This window comes from Psychrobacter immobilis (assembly GCF_904846065.1).
Lineage (GTDB): Bacteria > Pseudomonadota > Gammaproteobacteria > Pseudomonadales > Moraxellaceae > Psychrobacter > Psychrobacter immobilis_H.
The window spans coordinates 560,650-581,002 of record NZ_CAJGZV010000001.1; the positions used below are offsets into that span (position 1 = coordinate 560,650).

Genomic DNA, 20,353 nt, shown 5'->3' on the forward strand with positions numbered 1-20,353 from the left:
TCGGTTACGTGGTTTTAACAGAACTGCGTTGTAACTACTAAGGTAGCTAGCATTAATCATACGTATAGTAGAGCTTAACGGTGCATCATAAAGCAATTAAAGGGCAGACATTCATGTACGAATGGTTGCTCGTCAAATACAACTTAACAAATGAAATAATGATGGAGAATAAAAATGGCTATTAGAAATGACACTATCGACAACACCATGCGTAAAAGCTTGCTGGCAGTTGGTTTGGTTGCCGCGGCATTGACATTGGGCGCTTGCGGTAAGAAAGAGGAAGCACCTATGGAAACTGCTCCAGCCGTTGATGCACAAACAGCGGTAGAGGATGAAGCTACTGGTGTTGCGACAGCAGGCGAAGGTGATGATATTGCAGTTGCTAGTGCTGATGATGGCATGGCAGTGGGTAGTAATGATGATGTGGCGGTGGCAACAGCAGATGACGCCGAAGTGCTGGACGGCACTGAGAGCGAAGAACATGTCTCGACGTATTAAATCGCTACTTTGATTAACTGATTATCATTAGTGGATGATATAAGCGAATAAAACTAGATAATCAGATAAAACTACGCCCAGTACACGAAAGTGATAAAATAAGGCTCAGCGCTGTAAATACAGTCTGGGCTTTTTTGTGTTAGCTATTTAGTGGCTTATTAATATTTATTTACCACTGATTCAGCGTTGATTGAGCATCTGGTTCAATACAGGATTTGCCTTTTTGCTGTGTAATAAGAGACAATGTGATATTTTTTCTATTTGTGTCACGAATCATAGCCTTATCACAATAATGCTATGATTGATGCTGATACTATTTATGCTGCCTATGCCGCTATTTTTTATTTATTTTTATTCGTGTTTTCACTCATATTTATTGGAAGTCTGCTGAACCATGCTTGATATTGCAAAAGATCCGACTCGGCCTATCGCCTTAGATTTACAAGACGTCCATAAAAGCTATGGCTCATTGGCAGTGCTAAAAGGGGTGTCCCTTACCGCATATGACGGTGATGTCATCTCTATTTTGGGCTCATCAGGCTCAGGTAAATCTACCTTGCTGCGCTGCATTAATTTGCTCGAAAAGCCCAATCAAGGTCGTATTATTATCGGTAATGATGAGCTGATGCTCAAGCCTGCCAAGTCAGGTGAGCTGCAAGCGGTCGATATTAAGCAATTGGAAAACTTGCGCGCGCGCGTGGGTTTTGTCTTCCAAAACTTTAACTTGTGGCCGCACAAAACGATTTTGCAAAACATCATCGAAGGGCCAACGCAAGTTTTAAAGATTAAAAAAGATCAAGCCATTAGCGATGCTGAAAAACTGCTCGATAAAGTCGGTTTGCTTGATAAAAAAGACGCCTATCCAGCGAATTTATCTGGCGGTCAGCGTCAGCGTGTGGCAATTGCCCGTGCGCTTGCCATGCAGCCACAAGTGCTGCTATTCGATGAGCCAACCTCAGCCTTAGATCCTGAGCTGGTCAATGAAGTGCTCGCCGTCATGCGTGAGTTGGCAGAAGAGGGGCGTACTATGCTTATCGTCACCCATGAGATGCGTTTTGCGAGAGAAGTATCAAGCAAAGTGGTGTTCTTGCATCAAGGCGTGATTGAAGAGATTGGCACGCCTGAGCAAGTTTTTGATAATCCTACCTCTGAGCGTGTCAAAGACTTTATGGCATCGCATCGTCAGAACTAGCCTCGTATTTAGTATCCGTTTTATATGCAAAAATGGGGTGGTAATATTCTTACCACCCTATCGTCATTTTATTTTAAGCATAAAATTACTGCTTAGTAAGCAGCGTTGACCGTTTATTACTCGTTAATAACAGTCGGTATGTAAAACGTTTGTTTTTGATATTTTACTCAGGTATTATCAAAAGGTTTACAGGTGGTCGATAATGACGGCTGCTTGTGTATTCTGCTATCTATATTGCTTGTCTGGCAGGGACGTCAGAGAACAAAATATCAGAACCCTACATTAAAAACCCATCAGAATTTAAGGAATGTATGATGTCGAATTCTCGCCTATTGTGGTCATCGATGACCGTTACCGCCGCATTGATGCTGAGCGCCTGTAGTCAACCGGCTAATGAAACTACTGATAGCAACACTGACGCCACTGCAGCAGAAACGGCTGGCAAGACCATTCGTATCGCGACCGAAGGTGCTTACCCTCCTTTTAACTACACCAATGCTGATGGCAGCTTGGCAGGCTACGATATTGACGTTGCCAATGCCTTATGTAAACAGATGCAAGCCAAATGTGAAATCGTCGCTCAAGATTGGGATGGTATTATTCCGGGTCTTTTAGCACAAAAATATGATGCAGTGATTGCGGGTATGTCTATTACACCTGAGCGTCAAGAAAAAGTCGACTTTACCGAGCCTTACTTTGCCAATACGATGGTTTGGCTGACCGATACCAAAGGCAGTTTTGATCCTATGGCGATCAAAAACTTGACACTTGGTGGTCAACGTTCAACCACGCCTGGCGCTTATTTACAAGATAACTATGAAGGCAAAGACGGCAATACTGTGCAGTTGTATGACAATTATGACAATGCTTATCTGGATCTAAAGTCTGGTCGTAGCGATGCAGTATTGGCGGAAAAAGTCTCTGCCAAATCATGGTTGGCAGACAACCCTGAAGGCTTTGGTATCGTTGGTGACGAAATTGACAATGACGATAATATTGCCATTGCTGTTCGTAAAGGTGACGCACTCAGAGACGACTTTAATAAAGCACTCAGCGAAATCCGTAGTAACGGTGAGCTGGCACGTCTTGAGCAAGCGAACTTTGGTCAATAATCTTCTGATTGAAAAATGAAGGAATAGCAAACATGACAATATCAATGACATCATCATTAAAAACCAAGGCGCTTTGGCTTGCGCCATTAAGTGCCGCGATGCTTATGCTGGCTGGTTGTAATAATAGCGCCACGCCTGAAGATGGTGCGGCAGCTGACACCACAGCCGATGCACCTATGAACATAAAAATTGCCACCGAATCAAGCTATAAGCCGTTCAGTTATACCGATGCTGATGGCAAGTTAATTGGTTATGAGATTGAGCTGGTCGATGCTCTGTGTGCACAAATGAAGGCAAAATGTGAAGTCATCTCACAAGATTGGGATGGTCTCATTCCTGGTCTAAATGCCCAAAAATTCGATGCAATTATCGCAGGTATGTCGATCACGCCTGAGCGTAAAGAAGTGGTTGAATTCACTGACCCGTACTTTCACACTGGCATTATCTTAATTGGTAAAAAAGGTGATGACATTCGCGTCGATGCATTAAAAGGTCAGCCCATTGCCTCACAGCGTTCAACCGTCGCTTCACAGTACTTGCAGGATGAACATGCAGATGCTGATATCAAGCTTTATGATACCCAAGACAATGCGTATCTGGATCTGACTTCAGGTCGCGTACGGGCAATGATGTCCGATAAAGTCACTGGCATCGATTGGCTAAAAACGGATGCTGGTAAAGACTATGAAGTGAAAGGACAAGAAATTAGCACCGACGAAGATGCCATGGGTATCGCATTGCGTAAAGGCGATCCATTGGTCGCTAAGTTCAATAAAGCGTTGGCTGAATTAAAAGAAAACGGTACTTATGACCAAATCACAGGCAGCTATTTTGGCACCAACTCTACTGCTGCTGCGCAAAAAGCCGTAGCAACCACCGACGTAAAAGAAGTGATGGTGGTTGAAGGTGATGCTGCTGTTGAAGTGAAAGAAGAATCAGCTGAAGCGGCGACTAACTAATATCATAGCTCATCTCTGTGCTCGGCTGATATGGCTGTCACGTATGGCGATATTCACTCATAGAGATGAGTGTTATTTTACTCACAAACCCCAAGGATGATCATGAATAACCATTTTGACCAACACCGTGCAATCGCGAACGCATCCGTTATCAATGGCATCAAAGCGCGACGTTTTTCAGCGCCCTTGCTTGCGATGGCGGCGCTTTTAACCTTAGCAGGGTGTAGCAATGGTCAAAATGATGCAAATGATGATGTCAGCCCAGACGCCGCTGAGACCGCAGCGACGGGTGATGTGTTACGTATTGGTACCGAAGGCGCTTATGCCCCCTTTAACTATACCAATGCGGATGGCACCCTTGGTGGTTTTGATGTTGATATTGCCAACGCTATCTGTGCCGATATGAAGGTAACATGTGAAATCACGGCGCAAGATTGGGACGGTATCATCCCGGGTCTAAAAGCGGGTAAGTACGATGCGATTGTGGCCGCTATGTCGGTGACGCCTGAGCGTGAGCAACAAGTCAGCTTTACAGAGCCGTACTTTAGCAATACCTTGGTGTTTTTGGCCAAAAAAGACAGCAGCTTCGATCCTAGCAATAGCGATGATATCAATGCGCATTCTATTGCCGCTCAGCGCTCGACCATTTCTTCGCAGTGGTTAGAAAAGGTTTATCCAAATGCTGATATGAAGCTTTATGACACACTAAGTAATGCGTTTTTGGATTTGGGTTCGAATCGTGTCGATGCGATGGTATCTGATAAGCTGCCAGCGCTAGAATGGCTTGGCTCCACCTCAGGCAGTCAGTATGCGCTCAAAGGTCAAGAGATTGACATCAATGATAATTTTGCCATCGCGGTGCGTCCAGGTGATGCATTGCAAGCAAAAATTAATAAGTCATTGGTCAATATTAAAGCGAATGGCACTTACGATAAAATCAATCAAAAATATTTTGCGATTCCAGCGTCAAGCTCGACGGTCACTACTGAGCCGACAGAAAAACCTGCTGAATAAGTCTTAAAATACATTTAGCACTGTTGCATCGTAATCGTGAGAATAGTGATTTTTAATAGGTTAGTTTGAACTCCATTTCATAGGAAGGGTATTGCTTCAATAGCGATATCCTTTTTTTGTTTTTTATAAAAAATAGTTCGGTCTTGTGATATTGACTGTTCGGTTTGTAAAAATATGACTAATCTAATGCATTTTTAAGAAGATAAGCGTCTATTTAAGCACTGCTTTTACGTGTGAGTATTAACATAGCTGGCAGCGAATATGATAAAATCAGCGCTCATTTCTACTGTGTCAATTTCCGCTGCAATAATCGTATTGATTTGACGTCGATCTATGACGCAAATCACCAAGGTCTATTTGGTATAAAATACGCTTATCAGCAGCGCTCAGCGATTGATGCTGATTCTTTTAACTCATATTTTGCAAATTGCTAATATAAAGAGACTGAGTGGATAATTGTGTTTGATTTACAAGGATTTGGCGCGCTACTACTGAGCGGCGCTACCGTCACCATCAAGCTTGCCATGACCAGTTTAGTCATCGGCATGGCTTTAGGGCTGCTCGGTGCCACAGCTAAGCTGTCCAACGTCTGGCTGCTGCGTAAAATTGCGACTGTATATACAGCGACAATGCGCGGTATTCCAGAGTTGCTATTGGTACTGTTTATCTATTACGGTGGCTCTATGCTGCTGATGACGATTCTCAAGAAATTCGGCTATAACGAATATGTTGAGATTAGTGCCTTTTGGGGTGGCGTGATGGCGTTGTCTATCGCGTTTGGCGCTTATGCGACTGAAATTTTTCGCATGTCGATCCAAGAGATTCCGATAGGGCAGAAGGAGGCGGCACAAGCGATTGGTATGCGTCCTTTTCAGACGTTTTATCGCATTACCTTGCCACAAGTTTGGCAGATTGCGTTGCCAGGATTGGGCAATTTGTTTTTGGTGTTGCTCAAAGATACCGCATTGGTATCAGTTGTGGGTCTCAAAGACATCATGTATCAGGCGTCACGTGCCGCCCAATCAACGCAGCAGCCATTTACTTTTTATATGGCAGCGGCGATTATTTATCTGGGTTTAACCATGTTGATTACTGGTTTTATGATGTGGCTCGAATGGCGCGCCAATCCAGCGGCACGCTACGCTAAAAAGCTGAGCCGTCAGTCAACCCACCGTCAATCGACCATAGGATAGAGGAGAAATACTATGGATTGGAATTGGCAGGTCATTTTTGATAGTATTCCTGATTTATTAAACGGGGCAGTATTGACCGTACAGCTGGTAGTTATCTCAGGTATTATCGGTCTATTTTTTGGTTTGGTTTTAGCCCAGTTGCGCTTGTCAAAAAATTGGCTGGTACAGATACTACCATTTTCTTATATCTTCTTCTTCCGTGGCACGCCGCTGCTGGTACAGATATTTTTGATTTATTATGGTCTAGGACAGTTTGAGGCCATACGGAATTCGTTCTTATGGGAACCTGTGCTCAGTCAAGCGTATTGGTGTGCCATCATTGCCTTTACCATGAATACCAGTGCTTATTTGGCAGAAATCATTCGCGGTGCGATTCAGACTATTCCTGTTGGTGAGCTCGAAGCAGCTGACGCTATCGGTATGTCGAAATGGCAGAAGCTTACGCGTATTACCTTACCCCGTGCCTTTGGTATTGTCATTCCAGCTTATAGCAATGAAGTGATCTTTATGCTAAAAGGCAGTGCGCTTGCGTCAACCATCGCTTTGATGGATATCACGGGTGTCGCTCGAACCATTAGTGCGCGAACTTATACCTTGATGGAGCTGTTCTTTGCTGCTGGTATTATTTACCTTCTATTATCATGGGTGATTCTGTTTAGCTTTAGGTTGTTTGAAAAAAGAATGAACCGCCACACAAGCTATGTACCGCCTGATGTAATGACCAATACCATACCTTAATGGTTTGGCTCAAAATAATGCTAAACAAAATAATAGCGGGTTAATATCTTAATATTAACCCGCTATTATTTTGTTTAGCTGCCATTTATCTCATTTTTATGGCTATTTTTAAAATGAAGATAAGCCCTAGAAAAATAGCGACAGATAGTGCAGTATGTATGACCAACCTATCAATAATCTGCTGTGAGTGCCTAGTATGAGCCAATCACCCCATATGTCGTTAATCAATGCGATTGCTGCCAGTGTCAATGATGACGCGAGCATCGCAATGGTTAACGATAGCGTACGTGCATCCATCGGCAAGGTGGTCTGTGTCGGTCGTAACTATGCGGAACACGCCCGCGAGCTTGGCAATGAGATACCAAAATCACCCATCTTATTTATGAAACCAGCATCGTCAGTGGTCAGTGTGCGTCATGATATCGTCCGTCCCAATCCAGCAATATATGGTGAGACCCATTATGAAGCTGAGCTGTGTGTGCAATTAGCAGCAGACTTATCGGCAGCCACGCTTGAACAAGCACAGCAAGCGATAGGTGGCGTGACTTTGGGGCTGGATTTGACCTTACGTGACTTGCAAAGTAAGCTCAAAGAAAAAGGTCATCCATGGGAGCGTGCTAAGTGTTTCGATGGTGCCTGTGTACTTGCTGATTGGATTGATCCGCAAGCTTTTAGTGATTTTAGCCATGTCGAATATCAGCTTTATATTAATGATGAGTTGAAGCAAGATGGTGACAGTGCCTTGATGCTATTTCCAGCGTATGAATTACTGGCAGAGATTAGCCATGCCTTTAGCTTACAAGCAGGTGACGTGATTATGACTGGAACGCCGAGCGGCGTTGGCATATTACAAGCAGGCGATGCGTTAAAGTTGAAGCTCGGTGCCCATGAATGGCAGGCTAAGGTTCAATAAATTTTTATAGCAGTACTATTTTATCAGTCGTCAAATGCAGCGACGCCATCAAAAAATCCCAAGTTAACGCTTGGGATTTTTTTCGTTTTATGAGGTGCTCACAAAGTGCTGTCATGAGAATGTCATCTATGTTTCAACGTTCTGTCATAAACTCTCGGTAGACTTAGGCGTAATTCGTATTTTTGTGGTGGTAATTGTAAAGCCGCGACCAACTCTCCGCCAATCCAGCCTAACAGCAAGGTGACTGATAATGACATTATTGAATAATAAACAACCACTTGCCCATGAAGTCGTTGAAGATTCTAATCCGACCGACAATATCGATTTTCAAACCATTATTAGTCGTCGTTTAAATCGTCGTAGTATCCTAAAAGGTGGCACAGGATTGACGGCGGCGGCTTTTTTTGGGGCGTTACCTTTGGTTGGCTGTAGCGATGATGATGACAGCAGTCCTATCAAAAATACTGATAATAACGCGGCTATTCCTGCACAGGGCGATCTCAAACGTCCCGAAACTTTGAAGTTTACGGCAGTGGCGCATTCAACTGCCGAAACGATGAGCGTGGCAGCAGGCTATAAAGCCGAGATGATATTACCACTTGGTACGCCGCTGATATCTGGTATCGATGATTGGAAAGACAATCGAGAGCAGTCGGCAGAGTCATTCGAATGGCGCATGGGTGATAACCATGATGGCATGTGGTTCTTTGGTAAAAAGGGCGGCGCTTATGATGCTAAAGCGGCAGAGAATGGGCTGCTAGTGATGAATCATGAATATGTAAATAGTAATGAGCTGAGTCCGTTTGGCTATCATGTGATCCAAGATAATAATGCCGCGCCCATCTTTCAAAATCGTCGCCTCGCAAGTGACGTGCGTAGGGAAGTTAATTGCCATGGGGTAGCAGTGGTTGAGATGAAACGTCGCGCTGATGGCATGGGCTATGAGATGGTAGCTGATTCGAAATATAATCGCCGTCTCACGAGTAGTAGTACAGCGCAGTTAACAGGGCCCGTTGCTGGCTCTGATTTGGTCAAGACTAAGTTTGATCCGACAGGCTTTCAGACTCGCGGCATCAATAATAACTGCGGTGCAGGTTTGTCACCTTGGGGCACCTATCTGACCACCGAAGAGAACTTTTTAGGGGTATTCGCCCGTGGGCAAGACGCTAGCCAATTAAGTGATGGGCAAAATTATGGTCGCGAGCGCTACGGTGCAACAGAGGATTTCCCAGGTTGGGAGTATCTGTGGCACACACCTGAAGCCAAAGATGCCAAGATAGCCGATGAGTTTTCGCGCTGGGATATGACTGCTGTCGGTACCAGTGCGGCTGACGATTATCGTAATGGCTTTAATACCTTTGGCTATATCACCGAAATTGACCCTTTTGACCAAAACTCTATGCCGCAAAAACGTACGGCACTGGGACGTTTTGCCCATGAAAACTGTGCTTATGCCCCCGTCGAACAAGGCAAACCGGTGGTCTTTTATATGGGCGATGATGCTCGCGGCGAATATATTTATAAGTTTGTCTCCAAAGTCACATGGTCAAATAGTGATATCGGCGGTGGCTTAAAAGCGGGCGATAAGTATTTGAATGATGGCACGCTCTATGTTGCTATCTTTAATGAAGATGGCAGCGGTGAATGGAAAGCACTCGTCCATAGTCAAAACGGACTGGATGCCTCCAATACAGTATTGCCTTTTAATGGGCAGGATGAGGTTCTGGTTTTTGCTCGTGCCGCAGCAGATGTGGTCGGTGCAACCAAAATGGATCGACCAGAGTGGGTATCGGTTAGCCCTATGACGGGTGAGGTATACGTCACATTGACCAATAATAAATACCGCGGCGTACGTGAGGATCAACCTGTCTCAGCCTCTAATCCGCGTAGCTATCAGGCAGGTGAAAAAGCGGCAGGTAATGACAACGGTCATATCATTCGCTGGGCAGAAGCAGGTGGCGATCATGCGGCCATGAGTTTTGAGTGGGATATTTATCTGTTTGCTACGCCTTATGATCTGGCCGCAGAAAATTTGTCACAGTTAAATGATAGCAATGATTTGTCTTCTCCCGATGGTTTGTACTTCGATCCGCGTGGCGTATTATGGATTCAGAGCGATGATGGCGCTTATACCGATATCAGCAGTTGTATGTTACTGGCGGCGCTGCCGGGTAAAGTCAGTGATGGGACAGCCATAACGACCTCAGCAGGACAACAAACACGAGTTGGGATGCCTGCTAGTAATGACAATATCAAACGTTTTTTTGTCGGTCCTGAAGGTTGTGAAGTCACAGGTATTACCATGGCTCCTGACTTTAAAACCTTATTTATCAATATTCAGCATCCGGGTAATACTTGGGGCGCTATTGCTGGAGGCAGTACGCCGCGCTCAGCGACCGTGATGATTACGCGCGAAGATGGCGATGTCATACTGGCAGAGTCGTTTGTCTAGTTAGACATTTGCATGAGTAATGATGTTTCTTACTCAACACATAAATCCCAAGTCATGGCTTGGGATTTTGTATTTTGGAGGATAGTTATTAATATGCAAGCATTGGTATTAAAGGATAGCGCCTTTCTTTGACAATAAAGATACTTGATAGTTAAATCATTCTCTTCTGTTTATGACAATTACAGGATAGTATGGAAAATCCCTTCAACTGCTTGATATGTTAACACTATGACCAGTCCAAAACCTTTAGAAACCATTCATGATTTATTTGCCACCACTCGGCGTCCAACTGCTATTGAGTCGGATACTGGTGAAGGTTTTCAGGGCGATGTCTATGAAGAGTTGGCGAAACTCGAATATATCTATGTCGATGAGCTGAGCGCCGAGACGGTGGACAACAGTTATAGCAAACCGCATCAGCCTATTACGTTGGTTGATTTTTTTGAAGGCTTGGCTCAGTTGGCAACGATGGGCGTGGTGGAAGTCACTGATATTGTAGAGGCTATCCATCGTGAGATTCTGCTGCGTCCTTTAGGGCGGTTTAATAAAGGCAATATTGAGCACTGGCAGCGCGGTATCACAGGGCGGATTTATGGCACGGTGCGTTATACGATGCAATTGGTGGGCAATAATCTTGCCTCAGGGCTGCGTCTTTATAACACTGTTTCTAAACCCAAAAAAATACAACCTTTACCCAAAAACTTACGTCGCTTGGTCAATATTCTAAATGGCGTCATGGGCGATCACCTTATCACTCATCACAACCCATTGGCAGTATCGATGGTGCTATATGATGAATACAATCGTGTACAAAGTGGCGCGCTGTCAGGGCGCGTTATTATCTTATGCCATGGGCTTTGTATGAGTCACTTGAGCTGGCAAGTATCTGGAGAAGGCAATTTGGGTGAAGCGTTGGTCAATCACTTGCCAAAAGCGACGGTTCTGTATTTAAACTATAATACGGGTCGGCGTATTTCTAGCAACGGACGTAGCTTTGCAAAAGTCTTGCAAGATTTGGTGGAGAATAATCCCGACGTCACTCAAATAGATTTAATCGGTCATAGTATGGGCGGTTTGTTGAGCCGTAGTGCGCTATTTTATGGTAAAGAGCAGGGCTTTAGCTGGGTCAAACGCGTGGGCAATCTTGTCACCTTAGGCTCACCGCATCATGGCGCAAGCTTGGAGCAGATTGGACATTTTGTTCAAGATAAAATCGCTAAGCTGCCTTTTGCAGGATCATTGGCTAAATTGGGCGACTTGCGTAGCGCTGGTATTATAGATTTACGTTACGGCAGTATTCGCGATGCTGATTGGAAGTCTACCGCAGGGCGCAGCGTGCTGCCAGCAGAGTTTCGTCATCCCACGCGTTTGCCCCTGCATGTGAATACCTATTTAGTAGCGGCAGCTTTGATTGAAACTCATTATGAATCTAAGACCACAAGTTTGCTTGGAGACGGGTTGGTCTCAGTAGAGTCAGCGCTCGGCGAATATACCGAAGAGCATACGCTAGCAGTACCAGAGGGACATAAGGCGATTTTTTATGGGGTCAATCACATGAATTTAATCTACAGCGATAGAGTACATGAGCAAGTTATTGCTTGGCTGTTGGATAATAGGCTAGGCGATGCCCATGATGCAAAGTATGGGCTTGATAGTCGTATCTATTCTTATCCAGAAGTGGATGAAGTAGCCAATTAAGCGTGCTCGAAACCATTTATATCGTCAGTCATAAATTTCAAGCCCTGACATTAAAAACCCCCAAGCGTCACACTTGAGGGTTTTTTTATTACTAAGCGAGCTGCACTAAATCCTAATTACTCAGAAAATATCGTGGTCACATCGTCTTTATTAAATTTATACATCTCGCCACAAAACCCGCAATCCATCTCAAAGTTACCGCCTTGCTCATCAATGATGTCTAAGGCTTCTGCTTCACCGATTTGCTCAATGGCCATCTCACATTTCTCACGTGAGCAGGTGCAACCAAATGATAATGCAACAGGATCGGGCGCGACGACATTTTCTTCATGATACAAGCGATAAAGGATTTCGTTGGCATCAAGCGTGGTCAACTCTTCAGCTTTCACTGTCCGTGTCAAAACGCTCAGACGCGTCCATAAATCATCGTCGATACCCGCATCTTGGTTTTGCTCGACTTCATAGGTTTCTTCAGCAGTACGAGGAAGCATCTGTACCAACATTCCACCCGCTTGCAGACCATCAGACGCCAAATTAATCAAGGTTGGAATCTGCGCCGATTGCTTTTGGTAGTGCGCTAAGCAGTCTGCCAAATTGTCATGGCTGCGCTCGACGATGCCTTGATAGGCTTCGCCGCCTTCAGGCTGAATGTTAATAAACAATACGCCTTGACCCATCGCACCCAATTCAGCAAATGCCTCTTTGGCATGAGTCATATTTTCCCAAGCCTGTACTTGCTCATCAGTCTCACCCTTCCAGCTAGCAAGGGCACGGATGATACCGTCTTGATTGCATTCTGCCATTGCCCAGTTTAGCAAGCTATCGCTGTCCGATGATTGCAATTGAATCGACAGATGACCATTGATTTTGACCGTGCCGATAAGCAAACTCGCTGCTGTCAGCATCTCACCCAATAAGCGCTTGATCGCTTCAGGATAAGGCTTTTGGGCTATCGTACTGGCATAGCTGCGTGATAGGCGCACCACATCACCGCGCACCGGCGAATCTTCAATAAAGAAACGTTGACGTACGTCATTGTCACTATGGTTGCCAGCGTTCTGGCTGTCCGTATTAGGGACTTGAGTATCTTGTGTCATAGGTCATTTATAGTATTAAGAAGTTGTTAGCTTTATGGGGATTCATCGTGATTTATCAATTGCTCTTTAGATATTGTTTAACAGATTAAAGACGTTTATTGGATAGTTATGGCGATACTAAACCCGATATCCTCAAAAAATAAGCCTCATTAAAAATTTTTTACCCACACCCGCTAATTTGTTGTACAGTAACATTAAGTTGCATTGTGATAAATAACAGCAACAACAACCGCATGGATGCGTGGCAATGAGGTCAATGAATAAGACCTGTGTCGTCCAAGCACTCATTCAATCTTGTGATAATGTGATAAAAGGATGTATCTCATGAGCTATCTATCTTCTAGGTCTTTCTCTAAACCTTTAACTCTCGCTGCTTTTATGGCGCTAGGTCTTGCAGGGTGTAATAACAGTAGCCAAACCAGCACTGATGCGCCAGCAGATGATGCAACAGCGACAGAAACCACTACCAACGGTACTCTACAAAAAATCAAAGACTCAGGTACTATCGTGGTCGGTCACCGTGACTCTTCTATTCCATTTTCTTATATCGCTGACGACCCAAATCAGCCGATTGGTTATGCGCACGATTTAGAGATGAAAGTCGTCGAAGCGGTTAAGCAAAAGCTAAACATGCCAGACCTCAACGTCCGTTATAACCTTATCACCTCACAAACCCGTATTCCCTTGGTACAAAACGGCACGGTCGACTTTGAATGTGGTTCAACCACCAACAACGAAGAGCGTCAAAAACAAGTGGCATTCTCCAACGGTTTCTTTGAAATCGGTACGCGTTTATTGACCAAAAAAGACTCAGGTATTCAAGATTTCGAAGACCTAAAAGGTAAGACCTTAGTCACCACCGCAGGCACAACTTCAGAGCGTTATATTCGTCAGTACAACGATGACAACAAAATGGACATGAATATCATCTCAGCAAAAGACCACGGCGAAGGCTTCCTTATGCTAGAAAATGGTCGCGCTGATGCCTTTATGATGGATGATGTACTACTTGCTGGCGAAAAAGCCAAAGCAAAAAATCCTGATGAATGGGTCATCGTCGGCACGCCGCAATCGTTTGAGATTTATGGTTGCATGATGCGTAAAGATGATCCTGAGTTCAAAGCAGTGGTCGATGAAGCGTTAGCGAATGTCTTTAAATCAGGGGAAATCAACAGCATTTATGACAAGTGGTTCTTAAACCCAATCCCACCAAAGAACGTCAATCTAAACTTTGAGATGTCTGACAACTTAAAAGCCTTGATTGCCAGTCCGCATGACAGCGCTCAGCCGAAAGTTGCGACGGCACAGTAATTATTGTCCTGCAACATAGCTTGCTTACGTGTTAAGACTGATGTTGATATCAATCTGAACACGTAGGATTTTCAGTCGCTGCTCGGAGAGACAACCATGAATTATAGCTGGAACTGGGGTGTGCTCTTTGAGCAGACTGGTATCGGTAATGAGCTTTATATCCATTGGATGATTACTGGTCTTGGCTGGCTACTATTGATTGGTAGTATCGCATGGGCCATTGCTATGGTCGTAGGTACTATCTTTGGCATCATGCGTACTTTGCCTAATAAGACCGCTCGTGCCATTGGCACCGCTTATGTGACATTTTTTCGTAATATTCCACTGCTTGTCCAATTGTTCTTTTGGTTTTATATTGCACCTGGCTGGCTCACGCCCACGATACAAGAGTGGTGGTATAAAGATTTATCTCCTAATACGTCAGCCATGCTCTCAGCAAGTATCGGTCTTGGCTTATTTACCGCCGCTCGTATCGTTGAACAGGTGCGTACAGGTATTGAGTCGTTGCCCGAAGGTCAGATCAATGCTGCTTATGCACTAGGCTTTAGTATTCCGCAAGTCTACAAAGAAGTACTGCTACCGCAGGCCTTTCGTATTATTTTGCCACCGCTCAGCTCTGAGCTGACCAACTGCTTCAAAAACGCCTCCGTCGCCTCATTAGTGGGGGTAATGGAGCTGATTAGTCAAACCAAAACCATCAGCGAATACACCCAAAACAGCATCGAGATTTATACCTACGCGACGATTATTTATTTAGTATTTAACTTATCTTTGATTGCTATTATGGGGTTAATTGAGCGCAAACTGCGTGTACCTGGGCTCATTGCAGGAGGTCAGAAATGAACATGATGACCGAATTGGCAACAGCCTATCCTGGTTTGATGGGCGGCATGATTACCACCTTAAAAGTGCTGTTTTTGGCGATTATTGGTGGTATTAGCTTAGGAACGGTATTGGCATTGATGCGCTTGTCTGGTATCAAAGCGCTTGAGATTCCAGCAAAGCTATACGTCAATTATTTTCGTTCTGTACCGCTACTACTGGTGCTACTGTGGTTTTACTTTGCCGTACCGATGATTTATTTTTGGATAGCGGGTAAGTATTTACAACTTGATGCTGCTTTTGCCTCTTGTGTGGTTGCTTTTATGATGTTTGAAGCCGCTTACTTTTCAGAGGTGGTGCGTGCTGGTATTCAATCGATTGGTAGTGGGCAGGTCAATGCCGCCAAAGCGCTGGGTATGACTTATGGGCAGACCATGCGTCTGGTTATTTTGCCACAAGCCTTTCGCAAAATGCTGCCGCTAATCTTGCAGCAGTGTATTATTTTATTCCAAGATACGACGTTGGTTTTCGCTATTGGTTTGACAGACTTTTTCCGTGCCGCCTATGTACGCGGTGAGCTGATGGGTTTGCTGACGCCTTACATTTTGGGTGCTGGTGCGGTGTATTTTATCATCAGTGTCAGTGCCTCCGTGGGTGTACAACAATTGCAAAAGCGTTTGCGATTTTGATAGATATTTATCTTGGCTTGCGCTTTTTGAGTGTTGAGGCTTTGGTTGAGTAGTTGATTTAACTTTTTTTAAATGACGATTATTAAAAACAATGTGGTTAGGAGCCAGTGATGAGCAAAGCTGATACATACTTAAATGCCTTTGGCGGACTGGTCACCAATAATGGTCATGCTAGTGATGAGATGGTCATTCAAATGTCCGATGTCAGCAAATGGTATGGGGATTTTCAAGTATTGAGTGATTGTACGGCGCATGTTCATAAAGGCGATGTCGTTGTCGTGTGCGGGCCATCAGGTAGTGGTAAGTCAACCTTGATTAAGACGGTCAATGGACTGGAGCCTTTTCAAGAAGGTGGGATCATGGTAAATGGTATCTCAGTTGGTGCGGCAAAAACCAATCTGCCAAAATTACGCAGCCGTGTCGGCATGGTCTTTCAGCATTTTGAGTTGTTTCCGCATTTGACCATTATTGATAATTTAACGGTCGCTCAAATTAAAGTATTGGGTCGCAAAGAGAGCGAGGCCAAGCAAAAAGCCATGGCATATTTAGATCGCGTTGGACTAACGGTACAGGCTGCGAAATATCCAGCCGAGCTCTCTGGTGGTCAGCAGCAGCGTGTTGCGATTGCACGAGCGCTGGCAATGGATCCTGTAGCGATGCTCTTTGATGAGCCGACCTCTGCGCTTGACCCTGAGATGATTCAAGAAGTACTTGATGTCATGGTTGAGCTGACTCGTGATGGCATGACCATGATGTGTGTGACCCATGAAATGGGCTTTGCCAGTCAAGTAGCCAACCGTATTATCTTTATGGACGAAGGTCATATTGTTGAGAACTGTAGTAAGGATGAGTTTTTTGAAGGGGCAAAAAGTGATCGCGCGCAACTTTTCTTATCGAAGATTTTGAATCACTAAAATCTCTATTTCATTATTTGAATTTTTTATAAATAGCATCTCTAAAAAGCGTCTATTAATAGGCGCTTTTTTTGTGGAAGTTGATTTATACCTTCAATTTGGATGCGTATGTGAGTGCATACCTGTTTACTGATACAATAGCGGTCAATATTTCTGATAATTAAAATAATTCATAAACCGTATTGGAGTTCATATGAGTGTAGAAAATTCATTAGTAGAATCATCTAAAGGTATCGTCATTATTGGTGCAGGTTTGGCAGGCTGGCATGTCATTGATGCCATTCGTGCAAAAGACAAAGACATCCCGATTACCTTAATTACTGCCGACAGTGGCGATCGTTATCACAAGCCAATGCTGACCATGGCGATTAGCCAAAAGAAAAGTGCAGCAGATTTGGTCAGAGCAACAGGCGTTGATGCCGCAGAAGCTGCAAATATTAAGCTACTTGCCAACACGCAAGTAACGGATGTTGATACGACCACTCAACAGTTGCAGCTTATCTCTGCGCTGCGCTCAGATCCCGTTTATACCAATTACGCCACAATCGGCTATGACAAGTTGGTGCTCGCCATGGGTGCGCATCCTATCTTCCCAAAAAGCTTGCCAGAGGATTTGGTATGGCACGTCAATCATATTGAGCGCTTTGGACAGTTGCAAGAAAAGCTAGCAACTGGCAGTCAGCACGTTGCCATCGTTGGTGCAGGTATGGTTGGGACGGAGATTGCAGAAGACTTATTAAAAGCCGGTCATCAAGTGACACTCATTGATTTAAACGATGCGCCACTATCACAAATGCTACCGCCAAAAGCAACTTCTCGTATCGCCCAAGCGGTCAAGTCGCAAGGGATTAACTTTTTAGGAGGGTATCAGGTATCTGCTATTACTCGTATCAGTGATGGAAAACTGCAGGTCAGTTATGAGGCGCTAGCATCAGCGACAGAAAGCAGTATTGCTGAGCCAATCGAACCACTCATCGTGGATCATGTGATTGCCAGTACAGGTTTGACGGTCGATGACAAACTGCCTACCGCAGCTGGTGTCGATTTTGACCGTCGCACTGGGATCGTGGTGGATGCGCCGACCTTGCGTACCAGTACAGCCAATATTTATGCGATTGGTGACTGTATGTCTATCGATGGTGTACCGTGTCGCTATGTCGCCCCATTACGCGCGCAGGCTGCTACCATTGCTGATGATGTGTTGGGCCTAGATCATAATGGCTATGAGCATAAACCGCCAATGATTCGTCTAAAAAACAAAGCAATCTCCGTCATGGTGACAGGTGTGCCAAAAGCGACTGGTAATTGGCAGGTCAAGACAGAAAGTGATGAAGAGCTGGTCATGGACTTGCTAAATGATAGTGATGAAGTCAGCGCAACAGTAACGATTAAATCGCCTGTAGCACCTACATTGTAACGATTAAAAAAGCTCTAAATCATAGCCAGTGTTGCTATCCTAATGCAGCGCTGGCTTTTTTATGTCTATCGTATCTTTTATATAAATAATCAACTTAATAAGATGGCGCAGCAATAGTAATCAATACGTCCTGTATCAATATTATTGACAGGCTTTCATTTAAGAGGCTATATTGGTTAGGGCTTGATTTAATTATAGTCTATGGTGACAGAGAATATTCAAGGAAGAATATGACATTTACCTTTGTAGTCTATTACCGCTCTGATAACAAACATTAAACAGCAAAACGAAAGGACTCGTTATGACTCAAGTTTCTGACTTTGAAAGTACTATTAATGAAAGTACGCCTAATAACAGTATTCTCAACAATATCCCTAAAGTTAATGTAGGCGTGCGTTCAGCAAATGCGCCACTCACCCAAAGCCATGATAAAGGCATTGATGTGTCGCTGATTGAAGCGACAATCGGTGATTTTTTTGATGCCATTGTCAATAAATATCCAGAGCGTGAAGCTTTGGTTTCTCGTCATCAAAATATTCGCTGGGCGTATCGCGAACTACAAGAGAAAGTTAATCAGTTAGCGAGTGCCATGATTGAAATGGGGCTAGAAATCGGTGATCGCATCGGTATCTGGTCACACAATAATGCTGAATGGCTTTTGATGCAATTGGCAACCGCGAAAGTCGGCGTTATCCTCGTCAATATCAATCCCGCTTACCGTACCTTTGAGCTGCAATATGCACTGAATAAGCTGGGCTGTTCGGCATTGGTATTAATGCGTCATTTCAAAAGCAGCGACTATACGCAAATGATTCGTGAGCTTTGTCCTGAGATTTATCATAAAGATTATACTCAGCTTGATTTGGTCGAGATTCCAACGATTGAGCGCATCATTTGGATTGACGAGCCAGCATCTGATGAAAATTTCAATTTTATGCAGAAATTCTCTGCTTGGATGGCAGAGGGTAACGCAAACGACCCTCGCGTCGCGGAGCGCCAAGCCCAGCTTAAGAATACCGATGCTATTAGTGTGCAGTTTACTAGTGGGACAACGGGTACACCAAAAGGCGCTACTTTAACGCATCGAAATATCTTGAATAATGGCTACTTCCTTGGCGAAGGTATGAGGCTGACAGAGGAGGATAGGCTATGCATTCCATTACCGCTTTATCACTGCTTTGGCATGGTAGGTGGTAATTTAGCTATTTTAACCCATGGTGGTTGCGCCGTTTATCCTAATGATGGCTTTGATCCGCTCACCGTATTGCAAACGGTCGAAAAAGAAAAATGTACCGCCTTGCTCGGCGTACCGACGATGTTTATCGCAGAGCTGGATCATCCAGACTTCGACAGTTTTGACTTGACCAGCTTACGTACTGGTATTATGGGCGGCTCTAGTTGTCCCATCGAAGTCATGCGCCGCGTCATGGATAAAATGCACATGAGCGAGGTGACGATTGCTTATGGCATGACCGAGACCAGTCCAGCTTCTTGTCAAACCAGCTCGCAAACACCCCTTGAAAAAAGAGTTTCTACCGTAGGGATGGTGCTGCCCGCGCTTGAGGTCAAAATCGTGGATACCGAAACGGGTGATGTCGTCCCGATTGGAGAGACGGGTGAATTACTCACTTATGGCTACGCGGTGATGAAAGGCTATTGGGGCAGCCGCTTTAAAACACGCGCGGCGATTACTGATGGCTGGATGCATACGGGTGATTTGGCGGTAATGGACGAAGATGGCTACATCACTGTGGTGGGACGTAGCAAGGACATGGTCATTCGCGGCGGCGAAAACATCTATCCAGTAGAAGTCGAAAACTATCTCTATCGTCATCCGAAGATTCGCGATGTACAAATTGTTGGTGTTCCTGATAAAAAGTACGGTGAGGTACTTGCGGCGTGGATTATTACAAAAGAGCCAAATAGCTTAAGCGAAGAAGAGGTAAGGCAGTTTTGTTGTGACCATATTGCTCATTATAAAGTGCCGACCTACTTTCGTTTCGTTGATGAATATCCAATGACCATCACTGGTAAAATTCAGAAATTCAAAATTGTTGAGCAAATGATAAAAGAATTGGGTCTGGAGTGATTTGAGACTATTAATCACTGGAAAAGCCAGCTTTTTTCTATATATGATAAGGCTGGCTTTTTTGATTTAAGTCATTCAGAAAATTCGTCACTTAATCATGACTGATGAATTTATCTTATCTTATACTATCATTTTAAATGATACATATTGTATTACTATTATTGACAGCCTTCGATTTAAGACGGTATAGTAGCTAACGCTAGTTAAGACCTGTTCAAGGAAGAATGAATCGGCGATAGGCGACT

The 20,353-nt window shown here is 44.3% G+C and carries 17 protein-coding genes; 16 read left to right on the plus strand and 1 reads right to left on the minus strand.

Annotated elements, in window-relative coordinates; all coding sequences use genetic code 11:
* Nucleotides 1-174: 174 nt before the first annotated feature.
* The 10 genes from JMW64_RS02400 (at nt 175) to JMW64_RS02445 (ending at nt 11,769) form a co-directional block, all read left to right on the plus strand.
* Entirely contained in the window at nt 175-498 is a 324-nt protein-coding gene (locus JMW64_RS02400; protein WP_201552738.1) for a hypothetical protein, read from the plus strand.
* 394 nt (nt 499-892) lie between these two features.
* Nucleotides 893-1,690, plus strand: a complete 798-nt coding sequence (locus JMW64_RS02405) for an ABC transporter ATP-binding protein (protein ID WP_045443533.1) — start codon at nt 893-895, stop codon at nt 1,688-1,690.
* Between the two features lie 311 nt (nt 1,691-2,001).
* Complete coding sequence (locus JMW64_RS02410; protein ID WP_173936682.1) at nt 2,002-2,802, plus strand: transporter substrate-binding domain-containing protein; 801 nt, start codon at nt 2,002-2,004, stop codon at nt 2,800-2,802.
* A 32-nt stretch (nt 2,803-2,834) separates the two neighbouring features.
* Nucleotides 2,835-3,761, plus strand: coding sequence for a transporter substrate-binding domain-containing protein (locus JMW64_RS02415; RefSeq protein ID WP_201552740.1), 927 nt, complete (start codon nt 2,835-2,837; stop codon nt 3,759-3,761).
* A gap of 102 nt (nt 3,762-3,863) precedes the next feature.
* Nucleotides 3,864-4,775: an ABC transporter substrate-binding protein gene (locus tag JMW64_RS02420; protein ID WP_201552742.1), complete on the plus strand. Its 912-nt coding sequence runs from the start codon at nt 3,864-3,866 to the stop codon at nt 4,773-4,775.
* A gap of 458 nt (nt 4,776-5,233) precedes the next feature.
* Nucleotides 5,234-5,968, plus strand: coding sequence for an ABC transporter permease (locus JMW64_RS02425; protein ID WP_045453595.1), 735 nt, complete (start codon nt 5,234-5,236; stop codon nt 5,966-5,968).
* Nucleotides 5,969-5,980: 12 nt separating this feature from the next.
* A complete protein-coding gene (locus JMW64_RS02430) occupies nt 5,981-6,706 on the plus strand; it encodes an ABC transporter permease (protein ID WP_045443544.1) in 726 nt (241 codons plus the stop codon).
* Between the two features lie 268 nt (nt 6,707-6,974).
* The gene (locus JMW64_RS02435) at nt 6,975-7,619 is read left to right on the plus strand and encodes a fumarylacetoacetate hydrolase family protein (protein ID WP_227675953.1); all 645 of its coding nucleotides are present in this window, start codon (nt 6,975-6,977) and stop codon (nt 7,617-7,619) included.
* Nucleotides 7,620-7,869: 250 nt separating this feature from the next.
* The gene (locus JMW64_RS02440) at nt 7,870-10,071 is read left to right on the plus strand and encodes a PhoX family protein (protein ID WP_201552746.1); all 2,202 of its coding nucleotides are present in this window, start codon (nt 7,870-7,872) and stop codon (nt 10,069-10,071) included.
* A 228-nt stretch (nt 10,072-10,299) separates the two neighbouring features.
* A complete protein-coding gene (locus JMW64_RS02445; RefSeq protein ID WP_201552747.1) occupies nt 10,300-11,769 on the plus strand; it encodes an esterase/lipase family protein in 1,470 nt (489 codons plus the stop codon).
* Nucleotides 11,770-11,885: 116 nt separating this feature from the next.
* On the opposite strand, the gene hslO is transcribed toward JMW64_RS02445, so the two are convergent.
* Nucleotides 11,886-12,866, minus strand: a complete 981-nt coding sequence (gene hslO / locus JMW64_RS02450) for an Hsp33 family molecular chaperone HslO (RefSeq protein ID WP_055123454.1) — start codon at nt 12,864-12,866, stop codon at nt 11,886-11,888.
* Nucleotides 12,867-13,190: 324 nt separating this feature from the next.
* Here hslO and JMW64_RS02455 point away from each other — a divergent pair, with 324 nt between their 5' ends.
* The 6 genes from JMW64_RS02455 (at nt 13,191) to JMW64_RS02480 (ending at nt 20,108) form a co-directional block, all read left to right on the plus strand.
* The gene (locus JMW64_RS02455) at nt 13,191-14,177 is read left to right on the plus strand and encodes a glutamate/aspartate ABC transporter substrate-binding protein (RefSeq protein ID WP_045453598.1); all 987 of its coding nucleotides are present in this window, start codon (nt 13,191-13,193) and stop codon (nt 14,175-14,177) included.
* A 96-nt stretch (nt 14,178-14,273) separates the two neighbouring features.
* Nucleotides 14,274-15,020 carry an amino acid ABC transporter permease gene (locus JMW64_RS02460; protein WP_055123453.1) on the plus strand — a complete coding sequence of 249 codons (747 nt, stop codon included), beginning with the start codon at nt 14,274-14,276 and terminating at the stop codon, nt 15,018-15,020.
* On the plus strand, nt 15,017-15,688 hold the full coding sequence (locus tag JMW64_RS02465) for an ABC transporter permease subunit (RefSeq protein WP_060490392.1): 672 nt from the start codon (nt 15,017-15,019) through the stop codon (nt 15,686-15,688). Before JMW64_RS02460 ends, JMW64_RS02465 begins: the two co-directional genes overlap by 4 nt.
* Before the next feature lie 182 nt (nt 15,689-15,870).
* A complete protein-coding gene (locus JMW64_RS02470; protein ID WP_045443837.1) occupies nt 15,871-16,602 on the plus strand; it encodes an amino acid ABC transporter ATP-binding protein in 732 nt (243 codons plus the stop codon).
* Between the two features lie 193 nt (nt 16,603-16,795).
* Nucleotides 16,796-18,019 (plus strand): FAD-dependent oxidoreductase, encoded by a 1,224-nt coding sequence (locus JMW64_RS02475; RefSeq protein ID WP_201552748.1) that lies wholly within the window; start codon nt 16,796-16,798, stop codon nt 18,017-18,019.
* Between the two features lie 301 nt (nt 18,020-18,320).
* Complete coding sequence (locus JMW64_RS02480; protein WP_201552749.1) at nt 18,321-20,108, plus strand: AMP-binding protein; 1,788 nt, start codon at nt 18,321-18,323, stop codon at nt 20,106-20,108.
* Nucleotides 20,109-20,353 lie beyond the last annotated feature (245 nt).

What these genes read in the sequence shown, in the direction of transcription:
- JMW64_RS02400 (WP_201552738.1), top strand. Translation starts at nt 175, where the DNA reads ATGGCTATTAGAAATGACACTATCGACAACACCATGCGTAAAAGCTTG.
- JMW64_RS02405 (WP_045443533.1), top strand. Translation starts at nt 893, where the DNA reads ATGCTTGATATTGCAAAAGATCCGACTCGGCCTATCGCCTTAGATTTA.
- JMW64_RS02410 (WP_173936682.1), top strand. Translation starts at nt 2,002, where the DNA reads ATGATGTCGAATTCTCGCCTATTGTGGTCATCGATGACCGTTACCGCC.
- JMW64_RS02415 (WP_201552740.1), top strand. Translation starts at nt 2,835, where the DNA reads ATGACAATATCAATGACATCATCATTAAAAACCAAGGCGCTTTGGCTT.
- JMW64_RS02420 (WP_201552742.1), top strand. Translation starts at nt 3,864, where the DNA reads ATGAATAACCATTTTGACCAACACCGTGCAATCGCGAACGCATCCGTT.
- JMW64_RS02430 (WP_045443544.1), top strand. Translation starts at nt 5,981, where the DNA reads ATGGATTGGAATTGGCAGGTCATTTTTGATAGTATTCCTGATTTATTA.
- JMW64_RS02435 (WP_227675953.1), top strand. Translation starts at nt 6,975, where the DNA reads ATGGTTAACGATAGCGTACGTGCATCCATCGGCAAGGTGGTCTGTGTC.
- JMW64_RS02440 (WP_201552746.1), top strand. Translation starts at nt 7,870, where the DNA reads ATGACATTATTGAATAATAAACAACCACTTGCCCATGAAGTCGTTGAA.
- JMW64_RS02445 (WP_201552747.1), top strand. Translation starts at nt 10,300, where the DNA reads ATGACCAGTCCAAAACCTTTAGAAACCATTCATGATTTATTTGCCACC.
- hslO (WP_055123454.1), bottom strand. Translation starts at nt 12,866, where the DNA reads ATGACACAAGATACTCAAGTCCCTAATACGGACAGCCAGAACGCTGGC.
- JMW64_RS02455 (WP_045453598.1), top strand. Translation starts at nt 13,191, where the DNA reads ATGAGCTATCTATCTTCTAGGTCTTTCTCTAAACCTTTAACTCTCGCT.
- JMW64_RS02460 (WP_055123453.1), top strand. Translation starts at nt 14,274, where the DNA reads ATGAATTATAGCTGGAACTGGGGTGTGCTCTTTGAGCAGACTGGTATC.
- JMW64_RS02465 (WP_060490392.1), top strand. Translation starts at nt 15,017, where the DNA reads ATGAACATGATGACCGAATTGGCAACAGCCTATCCTGGTTTGATGGGC.
- JMW64_RS02470 (WP_045443837.1), top strand. Translation starts at nt 15,871, where the DNA reads ATGGTCATTCAAATGTCCGATGTCAGCAAATGGTATGGGGATTTTCAA.
- JMW64_RS02475 (WP_201552748.1), top strand. Translation starts at nt 16,796, where the DNA reads ATGAGTGTAGAAAATTCATTAGTAGAATCATCTAAAGGTATCGTCATT.
- JMW64_RS02480 (WP_201552749.1), top strand. Translation starts at nt 18,321, where the DNA reads ATGACTCAAGTTTCTGACTTTGAAAGTACTATTAATGAAAGTACGCCT.